The organism is Enterobacter sp. FUJ80071 (genome assembly GCF_038739915.1).
Taxonomy (GTDB): domain Bacteria; phylum Pseudomonadota; class Gammaproteobacteria; order Enterobacterales; family Enterobacteriaceae; genus Enterobacter; species Enterobacter kobei.
Genome location: NZ_JBBXKH010000001.1, coordinates 4200640 through 4217646, shown reverse-complemented (window position 1 = coordinate 4217646; position 17007 = coordinate 4200640). Strand labels below are relative to the sequence as shown.

10 protein-coding genes and 1 pseudogene are annotated in these 17007 nt (G+C 54.6%); 8 read left to right on the top strand and 3 right to left on the bottom strand.

Annotated features, from left to right (window positions below; all coding sequences use genetic code 11):
• Nucleotides 1-9: 9 nt before the first annotated feature.
• The 6 genes from sspA to AAER43_RS20420 all read left to right on the top strand — a co-directional run bounded on the left by sspA (nucleotide 10) and on the right by AAER43_RS20420 (nucleotide 6092).
• The gene (sspA, locus tag AAER43_RS20445; protein WP_014885418.1) at nucleotides 10-648 is read left to right on the top strand and encodes a stringent starvation protein SspA; all 639 of its coding nucleotides are present in this window, start codon (nucleotides 10-12) and stop codon (nucleotides 646-648) included.
• Between the two features lie 5 nt (nucleotides 649-653).
• The gene (gene sspB / locus AAER43_RS20440; RefSeq protein WP_014885417.1) at nucleotides 654-1148 is read left to right on the top strand and encodes a ClpXP protease specificity-enhancing factor; all 495 of its coding nucleotides are present in this window, start codon (nucleotides 654-656) and stop codon (nucleotides 1146-1148) included.
• Nucleotides 1149-1601: 453 nt separating this feature from the next.
• The gene (locus AAER43_RS20435; RefSeq protein ID WP_023337863.1) at nucleotides 1602-2285 is read left to right on the top strand and encodes a DUF1120 domain-containing protein; all 684 of its coding nucleotides are present in this window, start codon (nucleotides 1602-1604) and stop codon (nucleotides 2283-2285) included.
• Between the two features lie 120 nt (nucleotides 2286-2405).
• On the top strand, nucleotides 2406-3110 hold the full coding sequence (locus AAER43_RS20430; RefSeq protein WP_014885415.1) for a fimbria/pilus chaperone family protein: 705 nt from the start codon (nucleotides 2406-2408) through the stop codon (nucleotides 3108-3110).
• 4 nt (nucleotides 3111-3114) lie between these two features.
• Complete coding sequence (locus tag AAER43_RS20425; RefSeq protein WP_342702019.1) at nucleotides 3115-5535, top strand: fimbrial biogenesis usher protein; 2421 nt, start codon at nucleotides 3115-3117, stop codon at nucleotides 5533-5535.
• Entirely contained in the window at nucleotides 5532-6092 is a 561-nt protein-coding gene (locus AAER43_RS20420) for a hypothetical protein (RefSeq protein WP_032635417.1), read from the top strand. The genes AAER43_RS20425 and AAER43_RS20420 overlap by 4 nt, the downstream gene beginning before the upstream one ends.
• Nucleotides 6093-6206: 114 nt before the next feature.
• Here AAER43_RS20420 and gltD read toward each other — a convergent pair whose 3' ends face one another.
• Nucleotides 6207-7625, bottom strand: coding sequence for a glutamate synthase subunit GltD (gltD, locus tag AAER43_RS20415; RefSeq protein ID WP_014885412.1), 1419 nt, complete (start codon nucleotides 7623-7625; stop codon nucleotides 6207-6209).
• 9 nt (nucleotides 7626-7634) lie between these two features.
• Nucleotides 7635-12095: a glutamate synthase large subunit gene (gltB, locus tag AAER43_RS20410; RefSeq protein ID WP_050861528.1), complete on the bottom strand. Its 4461-nt coding sequence runs from the start codon at nucleotides 12093-12095 to the stop codon at nucleotides 7635-7637.
• A 686-nt stretch (nucleotides 12096-12781) separates the two neighbouring features.
• On the opposite strand from gltB, the pseudogene AAER43_RS20405 reads away from it, so the two are divergent.
• Nucleotides 12782-13722: pseudogene (locus tag AAER43_RS20405) on the top strand (TIGR01212 family radical SAM protein).
• On the opposite strand, the gene AAER43_RS20400 reads toward AAER43_RS20405, so the two are convergent.
• A complete protein-coding gene (locus tag AAER43_RS20400; RefSeq protein WP_023331406.1) occupies nucleotides 13702-15204 on the bottom strand; it encodes a helicase HerA-like C-terminal domain-containing protein in 1503 nt (500 codons plus the stop codon). The pseudogene AAER43_RS20405 and the gene AAER43_RS20400 sit on opposite strands and share 21 nt — an antisense overlap.
• A gap of 137 nt (nucleotides 15205-15341) precedes the next feature.
• Between AAER43_RS20400 and AAER43_RS20395 the strand changes: the two genes are divergently transcribed.
• Entirely contained in the window at nucleotides 15342-16982 is a 1641-nt protein-coding gene (locus AAER43_RS20395; protein WP_050861524.1) for a dihydroxyacetone kinase subunit DhaK, read from the top strand.
• Nucleotides 16983-17007 lie beyond the last annotated feature (25 nt).

Sequence of the window (17007 nt, the reverse complement as noted above, 5' to 3'; positions counted from 1 at the left end):
GAGGTTTTCATGGCTGTCGCTGCCAACAAACGTTCGGTAATGACGCTGTTTTCTGGTCCTACTGACATTTATAGCCATCAGGTTCGTATCGTGCTGGCCGAGAAAGGTGTCAGTTTTGAGATCGAGCATGTGGAAAAGGATAACCCGCCTCAGGATCTGATCGATCTCAACCCGAGCCAAAGCGTACCGACGCTGGTGGATCGCGAGCTGACCCTGTGGGAATCCCGTATCATTATGGAATACCTGGATGAGCGTTTCCCGCATCCGCCGCTGATGCCTGTTTACCCTGTTGCGCGTGGTGAAAGCCGCCTGTACATGCAGCGTATCGAAAAAGACTGGTACTCGCTGATGAACGTCATCACCAGCGGTTCCGCTTCTGAAGCCGATGCAGCGCGTAAGCAACTGCGCGAAGAGCTGCTGGCCATTGCCCCTGTATTTGGTCAAAAACCCTTCTTCCTGAGCGATGAGTTCAGCCTGGTGGATTGCTACCTGGCGCCGCTGCTGTGGCGTTTGCCAACCCTGGGCGTAGAGTTCAGCGGTCCTGGCGCGAAAGAGCTGAAGGGCTATATGACCCGCGTATTTGAGCGCGACTCTTTCCTGGCATCTTTAACTGAACCGGAACGTGAAATGCGTCTCGGCCGAGGCTAATGACTGTGGAAATGTCACAACTGACCCCACGCCGTCCGTATCTGCTGCGCGCCTTCTATGAATGGCTGCTGGATAACCAGCTCACGCCGCACCTGGTTGTGGATGTGACGTTGCCGGGCGTGCTGGTTCCAATGGAATATGCACGCGACGGACAAATCGTACTGAACATCGCGCCACGCGCGGTGGGTAACCTCGAACTGGCCAACGACGAAGTGCGCTTTAACGCGCGTTTCGGCGGTGTACCGCGTCAGGTTTCTGTGCCGCTGGCTGCGGTGCTGGCGATTTATGCGCGTGAAAACGGTGCAGGCACCATGTTTGAGCCGGAAGCGGCGTATGATGAAGACGCAATTCACGTCAATGACGATGAAGAAGCTGGCGCTGAAGGTGAAACGGTCATGTCGGTGATCGACGGCGATAAGCCCGACCATCACGACGACGACGATCCTGATGACACACCGCCGCCGCGCGGTGGTCGTCCAGCACTACGCGTAGTGAAATAAATCCGCTTGCGGCCTGTTTATTAAAAGCCAGTGATATCACTGGCTTTTTTTTATTCTTATTTCAAATAATCGTGACGATAGGTATAAACAAGCATTGTTTATACCTCTTGATTCTTCATCACTTGGTTAATAATTAAATGGATTTATAATTCCTGTGAATTATTGTGATTTAAGCCAATATCAAAACAGTGATAAAAGTAAAGGTAAATTTTGGGTAATATTATTTTTTTGATGTTAATCTCCTTTTTAAACGAGTAATTCCTTAATAAATTAAGGAAATAATCATTTTTTTGATATTCTTAATATCAAAATTAATTTTGCTAAATTGCATGTATTTATAAAAATAATATTATGGGCGCATGCTGACAAGCATGACTACAATCAGTAATCGGTAAAGGCATTTACCATTACGTGATTTAATATTGCAATTTCTCGTATGTTAAGGATTAACAAGTGAAAAAAGTATTACTCGCTACCGCCCTTTCTCTGTGTGTAACATCAGCATTTGCTGCTAACCCTACCGCTGTTCTGAAGGTTAAGGGTACGCTGACAAATGCAGCATGTACGCCAACATTAAGTAATGGTGGTACCGTTGACTACGGTACAATTAATCTGGGCAATTTGAGTGCTACAGCGGTTAACCAGCTGGGTCAGAAAAATATCGACCTGACCATTAATTGCACCGCGGCAACGAAAGTCTCCTGGAACATGGTTGACGATCGCAAAGATTCAAACGCGAAACTCGAAGTTGAGAATGGCATGTTTGGTGGGGATTCTCAGACTTCTGAAAGCCAGCTTTATGGTGTCGGTAAAACTGCAGGTGCAACACCAGTAAGCATCGGTTCTTATTCAATGTTTGTTAAAACTGACAGCGTAGTGGCTGATGGTGCTACTGTTGATCCAATTTACCAGCAGGGCTCTGCAGGTGTATGGACTAAGAGCAGCAACGGTTCTACTCAGGGCGACAACTATCGTGATTTCACCGTTGCGACTGTTGGCTCTTTGGCTCCTCTGGCGTTCGAAACTGCAACCTTCCCACTGGTAACCTCCCTGGCGATCCAGGATACCACCACGCTGGCGATCACTGATGACACCCAGCTTGACGGTCAGGTAACAATCAGTCTGCGTTATCTGTAAGACTTTTTAATCGAGTAAATGTTATTTAATTACCGGAGAGTAAATGCGCTGCATTTACTCTCTTTTTAACGGCGCGATAAACATGGACTGTTCTGTTGTTGCTTTCAAGGAGATATTATTATGCAAGGTTTAAAATCCACTTTAATTAATACACTTATTACTGCCACATTATTGTCTGCCAGTGTTGCTGTACATGCAGAAGGCATGGTGCCTGAAACCAGTCTGTTAATCATTGATGAAGCGACGCACAGTGGAACGATAAACGTCAAGAATACCGACTCGCACCCTTCACTTTTATATACAAATGTCGTTGATCTGCCGGATGATACCGGTCTTAAGCTTATTGCGACGCAGCCAGTGGTACGTCTTGAGCCAGGTCAGACGCAGCAGTTGCGCTTTATTCTTCAGAATAAACAACCGTTGGACGTTGAGCATTATAAACGCGTCACGTTCGACGGTATTCCACCTAAAAACGATGATAAAAAAATCAAGATCGGTATAAACATTCGCCAGGATATCCCCGTGCTTATTCGTCCGGCATCTCTGGGAGTGGTTACTGATGCCTGGAAGTTCCTTAAGTGGTCTTCAAACGGCGCGTCTGTCACCGTGAAAAACCCTAGCAAATATGTGGTCCGTCTTGGGCAGAACGTAATGCTGCTGCCTTCAGGTGTGAGTGCCACTCTGTCCAAAACCTACATTCTTCCTGGCGAAACGCTAACGGCTGATATGAAAAAGAAAGTCAGCGGTGACAGCAGCGTTAAGTTTTTCCCGGCCAGCCGCTATGGCGTTGAGGTACCGAGCTTTACATCGGAATTAAATAAATAGGGATATGACGGTGATTAAACAAAGCCGCCTTGCATTTTGTGTCCGCGCCATTCTTTGCGGCACATTACCTCTGGTATTACTTGATTCGACATCCGTCCTGGCGAGGGAAGTCACCTTCGATACGGGGATTATGCAAACGCTGGGGTTGAATACAGATCTCAACCATTACTTCGCTGAAGCACCGCGATTTTTACCCGGAACCCACTCCGTTTCGGTGAAGGTCAATGGGAAAGAGCGAGGAATGGCTGCAGTTCGTTTCAACAAAGATGGCGTGCTTTGCTTTGACAACGATCTCATGGAGTTTGCCGGGCTGATGCCTGTGCCAATAAAGTCTGATGAGGCGTGTCACGATATTCGTGATAACTATCCTAAAGCCATCATCAACGCTTTGCCTAACCAGGAAGCCGTTGAACTCTATCTGCCAGCTGAAGCGGTGAACAGTCTGTCAGCAGATATCAAAAACTTTCAGCATGGCGGAACGGCGGCGCAGCTGAACTATTCATTGTTCAGTACCCATAACGACTATGGTGACAACGACACTAGCCGCTACTCTCAGGCCAGCCTGGAAGCCGGATTCAACACGATGGACTGGGCGCTGCGCAGCCGTTATATCCTGACGGATGACAACGGTAGCCGAAATGCTGAAAGCATTTACACCTATGCAGAACATGTATTTGCCGCGCAGAAGATGACGATGCAGGTGGGTGAAATCAACGCCATGTCCAACGTGTTGAGCGGCGTGCCGATTACCGGCGTGCAGTTTATGCCGACCAGCGGCCTGGCGAAAACAAGCTCTGGCGTGAGTGTTTCCGGTATCGCCCAGTCTTCCCAGGCACGTGTAGAAGTCCGCCAGAACGGGCAGTTGGTCTTCAGTACCCTTGTGCCTGCTGGCCCCTTCACGCTGGATGACGTGCCCGTGGTTCGCAACAATGTGGATCTGGACGTCTCGGTGGTAGAGTCCGATGGTGCGACTAACCGGTTTATTGTCCCGGCGTCTCAGGTAAGGGCGCGCAACCTTTCACGCCCACAGGGGCTGACCCTTTCTGTAGGTCAGGTGCGCAGCATCGAAAGCGAATATAGCGATCCGCTGGTAATGAACATTTCTGACGGCTGGCGCATCTCACCGTGGATGAATCTCCTGGCTTCTGGTGCAGCTGCGGAAAAATACCAGGCAGCAGGCGGCAGAACAGAGTTCCTGATAAACGATGACTGGACTCTTTCAACGGGCGCAGCAGTCAGCAGTGCGAGCTTTGGTGACAGCAGCAGCGGAGTAAAAACCGATCTGCAAAGTGATTATATCCTGAACGAGTATGTCGGTCTTTCAGGCAGTGCGACGCATTACAGCGGCGAGTACCGCGAAATGGCTGACGCAATGGATGACGATTATCAGGGATATGACAATACCTATTCCGGCAACGTTCGTTTCTCCTCCCCTCTGGCGGGTGTGTTTAGCGCAGGGTTCAACTACAACCAGACCAATGGTGGTAGGGATGACTCACGTTATCTCCTGCTGTCCTGGGGCAAGACCTTTTCGTACGCGTCAGTGTCCATGAACTGGCAAAGTGCGGTCGGTAATGTCGATGACGATCAGGACAATGAGATGTTCTACGTCAACGTGAGCATCCCGCTCGGTGGCAGTCAGTCGATCAGCTCCTATATGCGTAAACAGGGTGATAGCACCACCTATGGCGTGTCTAACAGCGGCTCGCTGGGAGACAATACGCACTATTACATCTCAGCCGATCGCGATCAGGATACCAAAGACAACAGCTTCAATGGCAACATCAACACTAACCTCCACTATACGCAGCTAAGCGTGGGGGGCGGAACCAGTGGTGATAATCAGCGGAACTACAGTGCGACATTGTCGGGTGGCGTGGCCATGCATAAAGAGGGCGTGACTTTCTCGCCGTATTCGATTCAGGATACCTTCGCGATTGCCAGACTGAGCGAGAAGAAGAGCGGCGTTGAAATTTCCACTCCGCAAGGCACCGTCTGGACCGATCCATGGGGCCAGGCCGTGGTGCCTTCTCTCAACGAATGGCATAACTCCCGCATAGAAATTGATGCTAACAAGCTGCCGCAGAGTATGACGCTTGCTAACGGCACGAAATATATCGCCGCAGGCCATGCTTCGGTCAGCGAGATTGATTTCAAAGTACTCAACAGCCGCCGCGTCATGCTGAGCGTAAAGCAGGCTAACGGTCAGCCCCTGAATAAAGGGATCTCGATTGTTGATGAGAAAGGTAACTATATCGTGACCACGGTTGATGATGGCCACGTCTTTATTAACGATGCCGATCAGCTGAGCGCCCTCTACGCGCTAGACGGTAACAATAACCGACTGTGTAAGATTGATTACACTCTGGCTGATAAGCGTGACGAAAATGCCTTCTACGAAGAAGTGAACGGAGTCTGCAGATGAACAGTCGACACTTATCGGGCTTAGTTGCCTTGCTGATGCTCGGTATGACAGGGGTAACCCATGCTGAAGACTGCCAGATCAGCCTCTCACAGCCGGTGGTGGATTATCACGAGATGCGTCGGGATACGATCGAAACGACGCAACAGGACTGGCACAAAATGGCCGATCGTGACATCACGGTCAACGTTTTCTGTCCTCAGACTCAGCAGATGGCGGTGTTACTGCGCGGTACAGCTGGAGATAAGGGGCGGTTTCTTTTTGGGCAGTCCGGTGGTGTCGCGGTCAAAATTGACAACATGACCGTTGATGGCAAAAGTTACAGTGTGGGTAAAACAGTTGATCAGCTAAATTTTACGCCTGAAAACGGTACGCCGACACCTCTCTACCTGCGTAATAACGAGGCGGTGATTGCGCTTGAGAATAACCAGGTTCCTTCCGGCCAGCAGATGAGTTTCAACGTAACGCTCTCGCCGGTTCTCAACGATAGCGCGTTCAGCCATCTGACAGATCAAACTACGCTGGAAAGTGATTTGTCCTGGAGTTTATTGACGAAGTAACCTTTCTCTTCGCGGCACTCCTTAAAAGCGGAGCTGCATGCGGGGTAGGGTGATAATCAATGGCTGTAAACCGCATAAAAAAAGCCGGAGGGTAAATACCCTCCGGCTTTTTTCTTACACTTCCAGGTAGTTCATAATCCCGTCGGCCGCTTTACGCCCTTCGGCAATGGCTGTCACCACCAGGTCAGAACCACGAACGATATCGCCACCCGCGAAGATTTTTGGGTTGCTGGTCTGGAAAGCGTTATCGCTGCCTTCAGGGGCGATAATACGACCCTGAGAGTCAAGCTCAACGCTGTGCTTCGCCAGCCACTCCATGCTGTGAGGACGGAAACCGAACGCCATCACCACGGCATCAGCCGGGATCACATGCTCAGAGCCTGCGACAATCTCTGCACGACGACGGCCTTTCGCATCCGGCGCACCCATCTCCGTGCGCGCCATCTTCACGCCGCTAACTTTGCCGTTAGCATTCACTTCAATACCCAGAGGCTGGATATTGAACTGGAATTCCACGCCCTCTTCACGCGCATTTTTCACTTCGCGTTTAGAGCCCGGCATGTTCTCTTCGTCACGGCGGTAGGCGCAGATGACGTGCGCCGCATTCTGACGAATAGAGGTACGCACGCAGTCCATCGCGGTATCACCGCCGCCCAGCACCACCACGCGTTTGCCTTCCATGCTGACGAACGGCTCGTCGGCGGTTTCGCCGTAGCCCATAATCTGCTTGGTATTGGCAATCAGGAACGGCAGGGCATCATAAACGCCCGGAGCGTCTTCGTTCTCCAGACCGCCGCGCATGGACTGATAGGTGCCAACGCCGAGGAACACCGCGTCGTAATCCTTCAGCAGATCGTCGAGCTGCACGTCGCGGCCCACTTCCACATTCAGTTTGAACTCAATACCCATGCCGGTGAAGATTTCACGGCGACGGGTCATGACCTCTTTTTCCAGCTTAAAGGCCGGAATACCAAAGGTCAGCAGACCACCGATTTCCGGATGACGGTCAAAGACCACCGCCTTCACGCCGTTGCGGGTCAGCACGTCCGCACAGGCCAGGCCCGCCGGGCCCGCACCGATGATCGCCACGCGCTTATCGGTTTGCTTCACGCCGGTCATATCCGGACGCCAGCCCATCTCGAACGCTTTATCATTGATGTAGCGCTCAATGTTACCGATGGTCACCGCACCAAACTCGTCGTTCAGGGTACAGGAGCCTTCACACAGGCGGTCCTGAGGACACACACGGCCGCACACTTCCGGCAGGGTGTTGGTCTGGTGTGAGAGTTCGGCGGCTTCAAAAATACGCCCTTCGTTGGCCAGCTTCAGCCAGTTCGGGATGTAGTTATGGACCGGGCATTTCCATTCGCAATAAGGGTTACCGCAGGACAGGCAGCGGTCTGCCTGCGCTTTGGCCTGGCCTTCTGAGAACGGCTCGTAAATCTCAACAAATTCAATTTTACGGATCTTCAGCGGTTTCTTTGGCGGATCAACACGCTGCAGGTCGATAAACTGGTATACGTTCTGGCTCATCTGAATTCCTTACTGCGCCTGCACGCGCAGCTCTGCTGCGCTACGACTACGGTGACCCAACAGGGCTTTAACATCGCTGGACTTCGGTTTAACCAGCGCAAATTTCGCTGAGAACGCCGGCCAGTTCGCCAGGATCTCTTCGCCGCGCGAAGAACCGGTATGCTGCACGTGTTCGGTAATCAAACCGCGCAGGTGTTCTTCATGGATAGCCAGCGTATCAACGTCCAGCACTTCCACCAGTTCCGGGTTCACGCGTTTGCGGAACTCACCGTCTTCATCCAGGACGTAGGCAAAACCGCCCGTCATGCCTGCGCCAAAGTTCACGCCGGTTTTACCCAGAACGCAAACAATCCCGCCCGTCATGTATTCACAACCGTTATCGCCAATGCCTTCCACCACGGTGATGGCACCGGAGTTACGCACCGCAAAACGCTCACCCGCACGGCCCGCGGCGAACAGACGACCGCCGGTCGCGCCGTACAGACAGGTGTTACCGATGATGCTCGCTTCGTGGCTGCGGAAGGCAGAGCCGACCGGAGGGCGCACTGCCAGCAGACCACCCGCCATGCCTTTACCGACGTAGTCGTTGGCGTCACCGGTCAGGTACAGCTCAACGCCGCCTGCGTTCCACACCCCGAAGCTCTGACCCGCAGTGCCGCTGAAGTGCGCGGTAATCGGATCCGCTGCCAGCCCCTGGTCACCGTGCGTTTGCGCGATATAACCGGAGAGCGACGCGCCCACGGAACGGTCGGTGTTGCGGATATCAAACCAGAACGTCTTGCTCTGCTTCTCGTCCACATACGGTTTCGCCTGCTGCAACAGCTGCGCATTCAACACGCCATTGTCAAACGGTGGGTTGTTCTCGGTGCAGTACACCGCTTTGCCTGGGTGTGGCTGCGCGGTTTCCAGCAGCTTGCTGAGCTCCAGCTTCTGCTGCTTCGCCGTGAAGCCTTCCAGCTCTTTCAGCAGGTCGGTACGGCCAATCAGATCCACCAGACGCTTCACGCCCAGCTGCGCCATCAGCTCGCGGGTTTCCCGGGCGATGAAGTCAAAGTAGTTGGTCACTTTGAACGGCAGCCCGTGATAGTGGTTCTTACGCAGCTTCTCATCCTGGGTCGCCACACCGGTTGCGCAGTTGTTCAGGTGGCAAATACGCAGGTATTTACAGCCGAGCGCCACCATTGGGCCTGTACCGAAGCCGAAGCTTTCCGCACCGAGGATCGCGGCTTTGATGATGTCGAGGCCAGTTTTCAGGCCACCGTCCACCTGAAGTCGGATCTTATGACGCAGACCGTTCGCCACCAGCGCCTGCTGGGTTTCCACCAGGCCCAGCTCCCACGGACAGCCCGCGTATTTCACGGAGGAGAGCGGGCTTGCACCGGTACCACCGTCGTAGCCGGCGATGGTAATGAGATCCGCATAAGCTTTCGCCACGCCGGTGGCGATGGTGCCCACGCCCGGTTCGGAAACCAGCTTCACGGAGATCATCGCTTTCGGGTTGACCTGTTTCAGGTCGAAAATCAGCTGCGCTAAGTCCTCGATAGAGTAGATATCGTGGTGCGGTGGCGGGGAGATCAGCGTCACGCCCGGCACCGAGTAGCGCAGTTTGGCGATGTACGGGGTAACTTTATCCCCCGGCAGTTGACCGCCTTCGCCCGGTTTCGCACCCTGAGCGACTTTAATCTGAATCACGTCGGCGTTGACCAGGTACGCAGGCGTCACGCCAAAACGACCGGATGCTACCTGCTTGATACGGGACACTTTATTGGTGCCGTAACGCGCCGGATCTTCACCGCCTTCACCGGAGTTGGAGTTACCGCCGATGCTGTTCATGGCTTCGGCCAGCGCCTCGTGGGCTTCCGGGCTCAGTGCGCCGATGGACATTGCCGCGGTGTCGAAGCGTTTGAACAGCTCGGAAGCAGGCTCAACGTCGTCAATGCTGACCGCTTCATCACCCGGATTTAGGGCAATGAGATCGCGCAGCGTCGCCGCCGGACGGTTGTTCACCAGCTCAGCATACTGCCGATAATCGCTGTATTCACCGCTCTGCACCGCCTGCTGCAGCGTGCGCACCACGTCCGGGTTATAGGCGTGGTATTCACCACCGTGAACGTATTTCAGCAGACCGCCCTGATCCAGCGGCTTACGTGCCAGCCAGGCACGTTTGGACAGGTTCACCAGATCCTGCTGGAAGTCAGCAAAACCGGCTCCACCGATACGGCTAACCACGCCCTGGAAGCAGAGATTTGCCACGTCATCATGCAGGCCGACCGCTTCAAAGAGCTTCGAACAGCGATAAGAGGCAATGGTCGAGATGCCCATTTTGGACATAATCTTGTACAGGCCTTTGTTGATGCCGTTACGGTAGTTCAGCATCACAGTACGGTAATCTTTGTCGATCGCGCGGGTATCCACCAGACGGGCCAGCGTTTCGTAGGCCAGGTACGGGTAGATCGCCGTCGCGCCAAAGCCTAACAGCACGGCAAAGTGGTGCGGGTCGCGGGCGCTGGCGGTTTCAACAATGATGTTGGCATCGCAGCGCAGGCTCTTATCCACCAGACGCGTCTGGATAGCACCCACCGCCATTGGCGCAGGCACCGGCAGACGGTTTTTCGCGATATTGCGGTCAGACAGCACCAGCAGAACGGTACCGTTACGCACCATCTGTTCGGCTTTGTCACACAGCACATTCACCGTCTCTTCGAGGCTCGCGTCGTTCACGTCAAACGTAATGTCGAGCGTGTCGGCGCGGTAGTGCTCCTCGGTCATGGTGGTGAGCTGTTTGAAGTCGGAGTACAGCAGGATCGGCGATTTAAAGGTCAGACGGTGCGCCTGGCCTTCGGCTTCGCAGAAGACGTTCATCTCGCGACCGATGCTGGTGGCCAGGGACATCACGTGGGCTTCACGCAGCGGATCGATTGGCGGGTTAGTAACCTGCGCGAACTGCTGGCGGAAGTAGTCATAAATGATGCGTGGCTGGCTGGAGAGCACGGCAAATGGGGTATCGTCACCCATGGAGCCGACTGCTTCCTGGCCGTTTTCACCGAGCACACGGATAACCGAGTCCAGCTCTTCCGCGCTGTAGTTAAACTGTTTCTGGAAACTTGCGAGCGTATCGTCGTCCAGCTCGCGGCTGCCCACTTCTTCGTCCGACAAATCTTCAAACGGCACCAGACGACGCACGTTCTTCTCCATCCACTCTTTGTATGGATGACGGCTCTTCAGATCGTGATCGGTTTCGGCAGAGTGCAGGATGCGCCCACCGCGGGTGTCAATAACCATCAGCTCGCCCGGACCGACGCGGCCTTTCTCGACCACTTCATCAGGCTGGTAATCCCAGATACCGACTTCAGAGGCACAGGTGATGAGCTTGTCTTTTGTGATGACGTATCGCGCCGGACGCAGACCGTTACGGTCCAGGTTGCAGGCGGCAAAACGACCGTCGGACATAACGATGCCCGCCGGGCCGTCCCACGGCTCCATGTGCATGGAGTTAAAGTCGAAGAAGGCGCGCAGCTCAGGGTCCATATCCGGGTTGTTCTGCCATGCCGGTGGCACCAGCAGACGCATGGCGCGCACGATGTCCATCCCGCCCGCCAGCAGCAGCTCCAGCATGTTGTCCATGGAGCTTGAGTCCGAGCCAGTTTCATTCACGAACGGCGCAGCGTCGTGCAGGTCAGGGATCAGTGGCGTCTGGAACTTATAAGTACGGGCGCGAGCCCACTGGCGGTTACCGGTGATGGTGTTGATCTCGCCGTTGTGCGCCAGATAGCGGAACGGCTGCGCCAGCGGCCAGCGTGGAACGGTGTTGGTGGAGAAGCGCTGGTGGAACAGGCAAATGGCCGATTCCAGACGCAGGTCCGCCAGGTCCAGGTAAAAGCGCGGCAGGTCAGCCGGCATACACAGACCTTTATAGATGTTGACCAGGTTCGAGAGGCTACAGACGTAGAACTCTTTATCGTCCTGGAGGCGTTTTTCAATGCGGCGACGGGCGATAAACAGGCGGCGTTCCATATCGCGTGGACGCCAGCCCGCAGGCGCGTTAACAAAAATCTGCTCAATACGAGGCAGTGAGGAGAGGGCGATTTCACCGAGCACCCCTTCGTTGGTTGGCACATCGCGCCAGCCGACAATCGACAGGGTTTCACGCTGAAGTTCTTCTTCGACGATGCGGCGTGAAGCGGCAGCCTTTTCAGGATCCTGGTTCAGGAACAGCATACCGACAGCGTAGTTTTTGGCTAAACGCCAGCCGCGCTCTTCCGCAACGATACGGAAGAAACGATCCGGTTTTTGCAGCAGCAGGCCACAACCGTCGCCGGTTTTACCATCAGCAAGGATGGCGCCACGGTGCTGCATACGGGCCAGTGCGTGAATAGCGGTACGCACTACCTTGTGGCTAGGTTCGCCTTCTATGTGGGCGATCAGGCCGAAACCACAGTTATCCTTCTCAAGGGATTTATCGTACAACATATCAGTGAACCTCCCCAGGCTCGTCGGGCTTCTCTCTGAACTTTACCGTGGCGCACAGGCGCAGAAAGAGCATGGCGACGGGGTTTGCGCTTCATACGCGTACCTCGCATTCGCCCTCTTTTCATCCTTTCGCGCAGGTAAACAAGTTTGAGGACTTGCTTCAGAGGGAATCTCAATTACTGCATAAATATGATGAGCAGGCCGCTCATCCAGAAAGCTTCCAGCGGATTTCCAACTTATCGGGAATTGGTACACAGGTCAAATGGCAATCTTATTTATCCAAAAATGTGCTAAAGAGTGCCTATGCATTTGTAAATAAAGGGTATTTAACTATTTTTACATTGGTTAAAAGCCCTTGTAGACCGTAACGGAGTGTGATCTGTCTCACTATATGTAAGCGGTATTATCAACGTAGCGTGCTGAATAGTGGTTTTAACGCAGAACAATAATCTGGCATGGGTTCTAAACCCGCATAAAGTCACTGTTTTTCAGTGCTGGCGCTATAAATGAAAAAAACAATCAGAACATAAGGAAAAGTAATCACAGGTGGTGTGAATGAAACTGCAGTAATCCTGAGTATTTATTCATATAGATAAAGGCCGTCCAGGGCGATTGATCCAGGTCATCGCCGACAGAGGCTAAAAATGGCAGGCTTGTCCCCTTTCTTCGGGACGGTCTATCAGATTATGCAGTTACAGAAATTAGTCAATATGTTTGGTGGGGATCTTTTGCAGCGCTACGGGCAAAAGGTTCACAAGCTGACGCTGCACGGCGGTTTTAGCTGTCCGAATCGCGATGGCACCATCGGGCGCGGTGGCTGCACTTTCTGTAACGTGGCCTCCTTTGCTGACGAAGCTCAGCAGCATAAATCTATTGCAGAGCAGCTCGCACATCAGGCCAGCCGGGTTAACCGCGCAAAGCAGTATCTGGCCTATTTCCAGGCGTACACCAGTACCTGGGCGGAAGTGCAGGTGCTGCGGTCCATGTATCAGCAGGCAGTCACGCAGGCGAACATTGTGGGGTTGTGCGTCGGTACGCGTCCGGACTGTGTGCCGGAGGCGGTGCTGGACTTGCTCAGCGAGTATAAGGAGCAAGGCTACGAGATCTGGCTGGAACTGGGCTTGCAGACCGCACATGACAAAACCCTGCACCGCATTAACCGTGGCCATGATTTCGCCTGTTACCAGCGCACCACACGCCTCGCGCGCGCGCGTGGGTTGAAGGTCTGTTCACACCTGATTGTCGGTCTCCCTGGCGAAGGGCAGCAGCACGGCCTGGAGACGCTGGAAAAGGTCGTTGAGACCGGCGTGGACGGTATCAAGCTGCATCCGCTGCACATCGTTACGGGAAGCATTATGGCGAAAGCCTGGCAAGCGGGGCGGTTAAGAGGTATTGAGCTTGAGGACTATACGGTGACCGCGGGGGAGATGATTCGCCACACGCCGCCGGAGATTGTTTACCACCGCATCTCGGCCAGCGCCCGCCGTCCAACGCTTCTGGCACGCTCTGGTGTGAGAACCGCTGGACGGGGATGGTGGAAATTGACCGCTATCTGCAGGAAAACGGCGTACAGGGTTCGGCACTGGGGCGCCCGTGGGTTCCCCCTCTACCGGCGACGGCCGCCTAACAAACTCCCCAGCATGCCGCGTACAATCTGATTTGTGACCTGCCGCGCCGCGCTTTTCGCCATGGTTTGCACCACGCCGTCGCGTTTGCCGCCGCGCGGACCGGTGCTGCCAAACAGAATGTCTTTGAGTCCACCGAGAATGCCGTCATCTACGGCGACGGACTGCCCTTTTGCGGCAGGGGCATCTTGGGACTCCGTTGTTGCCTGCACGCCTTTTTGCAGCATCTCAAACGCGGACTCGCGATCCACCTCGTCTTCGTACTTACCGTAAACCGGAGAATGGTTAATCAGGCCGTTGCGTTCATCATCAGTGACGGGCCCCATACGCGAGCAGGGCGCAATCACCATCGCACGTTCCACGATGGATGGGCTGCCCTTCGTATCAAGGAACGATATCAGCGCTTCACCGGTGCCCAGCGCCTGAATGGCGGCTTCGGTATCAAAGGCCGGATTCGCACGCATGGTTTGCGCGGCGGCTTTTACCGCTTTCTGATCCTTTGGCGTGAAGGCGCGCAGGGCATGCTGGACGCGGTTGCCGAGCTGCCCGAGCACGTTATCGGGGATATCCGACGGATTTTGCGAGACAAACCAGACGCCAACGCCTTTGGAGCGGATCAGACGGATGACCTGTTCAATCTTATCCAGCAAGACCTGCGGGGCGTCGTTGAACAGCAGGTGCGCTTCGTCAAAGAAGAACACCAGCTTCGGTTTTTCCAGGTCACCCGCTTCGGGCAGCTGTTCATAAAGCTCGGAGAGCATCCACAGCAGGCTGGCGGCGTAGAGTTTCGGCATCTGGTAGAGCTTCTCTGAGCTCAGAATGTTGATGATGCCTTTTCCACTGCTGTCGGTGCGCATCCAGTCTTTGATATCCAGCATCGGTTCACCAAAGAAGTGTTCGGCACCCTGTTGTTCCAGAGTCAGTAACCCGCGTTGAATCGCGCCGACAGAAGCGCTGCTGATATTGCCGTACTGGTTCTGGAAAGATTTAGCGTTATCCCCGATGTACTGGGTAATGGCCCGCAGATCTTTGAAATCGAGCAGCAGCAGTCCCTGGTCATCGGCGATGCGGAAGATAATATTCAGTACCCCGGACTGGACATCGTTAAGGTTAAGCAGACGGGCGAGCAGCAGCGGGCCGAGGTCGGAGACGGTGGCGCGGACCGGGTGGCCTTTCTCACCGAAGATATCCCATACCACCACCGGGTTGCCATGCGGCGTCCAGTCCGTGATGCCAATATTCTTCAGCCGCTCGAGCAATTTTTCAGAGGCGGTACCCTCCTGAGCCACACCGGTTAAATCGCCTTTCACGTCAGCCATAAAGACCGGGACGCCAATCTCTGAAAGCGACTCCGCCAGCTTCTGCAGGGTGACGGTTTTCCCCGTCCCGGTCGCGCCGGTGATCAGGCCGTGGCGGTTCGCCATCGCGGGCAGCAGATACAGCTCTTTTTCCAGCGTCCGGGCAATTAACAATGGTGTACTCATAATGCGCTTCCTCTCTTAGTCCTGGGTGGAGTATAGGCAACCTGACGGCAAAATGGCTGAGTAAATTGCTGACTTTGCGGCGCATTATCCAGCGCGGACTATGCTTTTGCATACGGTTAACAAAATAGTGGGAAACTATGTCCAGATTCTTCTTTAACGATCGCAAACAGCTGGTCAACGATGCCATTGAAGGCATACTGCTTTCTGCGCCACACGCGAATCTCGTCAAACTCGATATTGATCCTGCCATCAGGATTGTCGCGCGCGGTGACTGGGACAAAAGCCGCGTGGCGGTGATCTCCGGCGGCGGCTCTGGCCACGAGCCCGCGCATGCCGGGTTTGTCGGCAAAGGCATGCTGACGGCTGCCGTCTGCGGCGATCTGTTTGCCTCGCCGAGCGTGGATGCGGTGCTGAATGCCATTGTCGCGGTCACGGGCGATCGCGGCTGCCTGCTGATTGTCAAAAATTACACCGGCGATCGGCTGAACTTCGGTCTGGCGGCCGAGAAGGCCAAACGTTACGGGCTGAAGGTCGAAATGGTGATTGTGGCGGACGATATCGCGCTGCCCGACAACAAACAGCCGCGCGGTATTGCCGGTACGGCGCTGGTGCATAAGATTGCGGGCTATGCGGCGGAGCAGGGGAAATCGTTGAGTGAAGTGCGGGATATTGCGCAACAGGCCTGCGATAACCTCTGGAGTTTGGGCGTGGCGATGCAAACCTGCAACCTGCCGGGCAGTGACGATGAAGAGGGACGCATTAAGCAGGGTCATGTCGAGCTGGGGCTGGGGATCCACGGTGAGCCGGGCGCTTCCGTTGTCGACACACAAAACAGCAAAGCGATTATCGACACGCTGGTGACCCCGCTGAAAGCGCAGGCGGGTGAAGGGCGCTTTGCGGTGCTGATTAACAATCTTGGTGGCGTATCGGCGCTGGAAATGGCGTTACTGACCAAAGAGCTGGCGCACTCGGCGCTGAAAGAGAGTATTGCTTATCTTATTGGCCCGGCCCCGCTGGTAAGCGCCCTGGATATGAAGGGTTTTTCGCTGACGCTGCTGAAGCTCAACGATCTGTTCGAAAAAGCGCTTCATGAAGAGGTGGAAACGCTGGGCTGGCAGAAACCCGTGGCATTTGCGCCACTGCGTACCGTCGCACATAGTGCCATCCATGACCGCGTGGAATACACTCCGTCGGAAAACCCACAGGTCGAAAAGTCTGTCTCCTCGGTAGCCAGGACGCTGATCCAACTGGAAAATCGTCTGAACGCGCTGGATGCCAAAGTGGGCGACGGCGATACCGGCTCCACCTTTGCGCAAGGCGCGCGGGATATTGCGCAGCGTCTGGAGGAGCATGCGCTTCCGCTTGATGATGTCTCTAAGCTTCTGCTGCTGGTAGGGGAGCGGCTGGCAACGGTGATGGGCGGATCGAGTGGCGTACTGATGTCGATCTTCTTTACGGCAACCGGGCAAAAGCTGCATGACGGAAAATCGCTTCCGGATGCGCTGCTGAGCGGGCTGGCGCAAATGAAGCAGTATGGCGGCGCGGATCTCGGCGATCGCACCCTGATCGATGCGCTCCAACCGGCGCTGGAGGCGTTGCAGAAAAATGATCTTCAGGCAGCGGCGCAGGCAGCGCAGCAGGGGGCAGAAGCAACGGCAAAAATGGAGAAAGCAGGAGCTGGGCGCTCGTCGTATGTGAACAAAGAGAACCTGGATGGCGTGATGGATCCGGGGGCGGTTGCGGTGGCAGAAGTATTTAACGTATTGGCACAGCGGTAAAAGTAGGCCGGGTAAGGCGAAGCCG

Bases quoted from the DNA above. Each gene is read 5' to 3' on its own strand.
- gltD (WP_014885412.1), bottom strand. From the start codon at position 7,625: ATGAGCCAGAACGTATACCAGTTTATCGACCTGCAGCGTGTTGATCCG.
- sspA (WP_014885418.1), top strand. From the start codon at position 10: ATGGCTGTCGCTGCCAACAAACGTTCGGTAATGACGCTGTTTTCTGGT.
- AAER43_RS20430 (WP_014885415.1), top strand. From the start codon at position 2,406: ATGCAAGGTTTAAAATCCACTTTAATTAATACACTTATTACTGCCACA.
- gltB (WP_050861528.1), bottom strand. From the start codon at position 12,095: ATGTTGTACGATAAATCCCTTGAGAAGGATAACTGTGGTTTCGGCCTG.
- AAER43_RS20400 (WP_023331406.1), bottom strand. From the start codon at position 15,204: ATGAGTACACCATTGTTAATTGCCCGGACGCTGGAAAAAGAGCTGTAT.
- AAER43_RS20425 (WP_342702019.1), top strand. From the start codon at position 3,115: ATGACGGTGATTAAACAAAGCCGCCTTGCATTTTGTGTCCGCGCCATT.
- AAER43_RS20420 (WP_032635417.1), top strand. From the start codon at position 5,532: ATGAACAGTCGACACTTATCGGGCTTAGTTGCCTTGCTGATGCTCGGT.
- AAER43_RS20395 (WP_050861524.1), top strand. From the start codon at position 15,342: ATGTCCAGATTCTTCTTTAACGATCGCAAACAGCTGGTCAACGATGCC.